Origin of the sequence: Microbispora rosea (genome assembly GCF_900156315.1) — a bacterium.
Classification (GTDB): domain Bacteria; phylum Actinomycetota; class Actinomycetes; order Streptosporangiales; family Streptosporangiaceae; genus Microbispora; species Microbispora rosea.
This window is the reverse complement of sequence record NZ_FTNI01000073.1, coordinates 1-1,973: the sequence shown is the minus strand read 5'-3', so window position 1 is coordinate 1,973 and position 1,973 is coordinate 1. Positions and strand designations below refer to the sequence as shown.

Annotated in this window: 1 protein-coding gene; it reads right to left on the bottom strand. The window is 69.0% G+C overall.

The genetic code is table 11. The features are described 5' to 3' along the window. The coding region (locus BXA11_RS41025; RefSeq protein ID WP_208865609.1) for an RICIN domain-containing protein at positions 1-797 on the bottom strand (797 nt) is incomplete at its 3' end. Positions 798-1,973 lie beyond the last annotated feature (1,176 nt).

Sequence of the window (1,973 nt, the reverse complement as noted above, 5' to 3'; positions counted from 1 at the left end):
ACCAGGTCGTAGGAGCGCAGGATCGGCGCGCCGGGCGAGTAGTGCATCGTGGAGGCCGAGTAGTAGTAGGTGTCGTCCACCCGGAAGACGTCGATGTCGGCCAGGTCCTCCCACAACACCGGGTTGGAATAGGACGACGACGGCGGCCACGACCCGTTAGACGGACTCGCCGACGGCGACGGCGAAACAGAGGGCGAGGCCGAAGGTGACGGCGAGGGATCGGAGACGCTCCCGACGGGGACGAGCTGCCACTGCTGGTTGGTGCCGCCCCAGTCGGAGTACTGCACGATCTTGCCGCCGTCCGCGGTGGAGGCGTTCTGGACCTCGACGGCCTTGCCGCTGTTGCGGTTGATCAGCCGGACGTAGCCGCCGGACGAGTCCGCGAGCTGGAACTGCTGGTTGGTGCCGTTGTGGTCGCTCCACTGCACGATGTCGGCGGCGTCGGCCGTGGAGAGGTTGGCCACGTCGAGCACCTTGCCCGAGTGACGCGACAGAATGCGGTAGTAGCCGCCGCCGGAGTCGACGAACCGCCACTGCTGGTTGTTCCCGTTGCTGCGGCTCCACTGCACGAGCGCTCCGCCGTCGGCGGTGGAGAAGTTGTAGACGTCGAGGGCCTTGCCGCTGTTGCGGTTGACCAGGACATACCAGGTGTTGGTGTCGACGGTCGCCGCCGAGGCCGGCGCCACCCAGGTGACGGCGGATGCGAGAACGGTCGCGAGCGCCGCCAGAAGGCATGCGAAGACGGTGGCTGGCCTACGTCGCCGGCCACTCGTCGCGCGGATGGGGGGTTGGTGCATCTTCTCTCCTTTGAAGAGCGGAGACACGGCTGAGGGTGCGGACATCCGTGGTGTGCCAGGTGGACTCACGCCGGCACAGGGGGCACGAGGGCGTGCCCCGCGGGGGGAAAGCGAGAGGGCCGGCAGGTCGGCCGTCGGGGCAGGCTGATGTGGTCGCCCCGCCGAGCCGGAGTGCGGCCACGGTGGAGGCGCCGAATCGTCGCCGGGCGACACTCAATCTGTTCGGCGCCCGGTCTGTTCGGCGCTCGGTCTGGCCGGAGTCGGTGCGGGCCGTCTCACCGTGGCTGATGTCGTCTACGGGGGGTCACAACCACGGTGCACACGCCACCGGGACGGCCAGATCGCCCGCTCCGGCGCACGGCGTGCACCGCCCGCCGGCGGCGCCCACGACATCGCGACGCGGGCCGACGCCCACGACCGGAGACACCGCAGGTCGCCCGTCCCGATCCGGCGACGAGCGGGCAGCGGTCGTCCCCCTGCGCGCGGCGCGAGGCAGACCGCTCGGGGGCGTCGCCCGCCTCGAACGCGTCGCCGGGACTCGCGCCGCCGAAACTCGCGCCGCCGAAACTCGTGGCGCTGTGGCTCGTGGCGCTGGGACACGCAACACCGGGACACGCGGCGCCGGGAGCACCGGCCGGCTCGTGAACCCTTCGGCAGCCTCTTGCCGCTCACGGCTGACGCCGACAGCGCGTACCGGCCAGGAAGGTCACGTACTCGGGTCTGCGCAGGCAATGTTAGCGCTAACAAATCGGCGAACCAGTGCTCCTCTCCCATCGGCGACGTGTGCGTGGTGGTGTAGCGGATCAAACATGACGCCCCAATCCGCGTCAACCCTCGCGCCCCTCAGCGTCCGGGCCCTCGCCGACGGGATGCTGCCCACCTGCTCCTCCGTCGATGCGAGAACACCGCCCGGAGCTCGGACGAGAGGAAACTTTCATCGCGGCCCGCATCATCCGGCGTCGCCGTGAAGGCAGTCAGAAACTTTACGAACGACATTTCTCAACGTCTACCAGCTCGGACGAAGCATGAGGCGGGAAAAGGCGGCGAAACTTACAAGCAACGCACTTGACACGTTTCGGGTTGATTTCCAGACTGACTCCCCGAGGCGGCTCCTCCTGCCGGGGTCGGTGGTGCACGGCAGGGGCCGCAGTTCCGACGCGACGACCGATCGCGTGG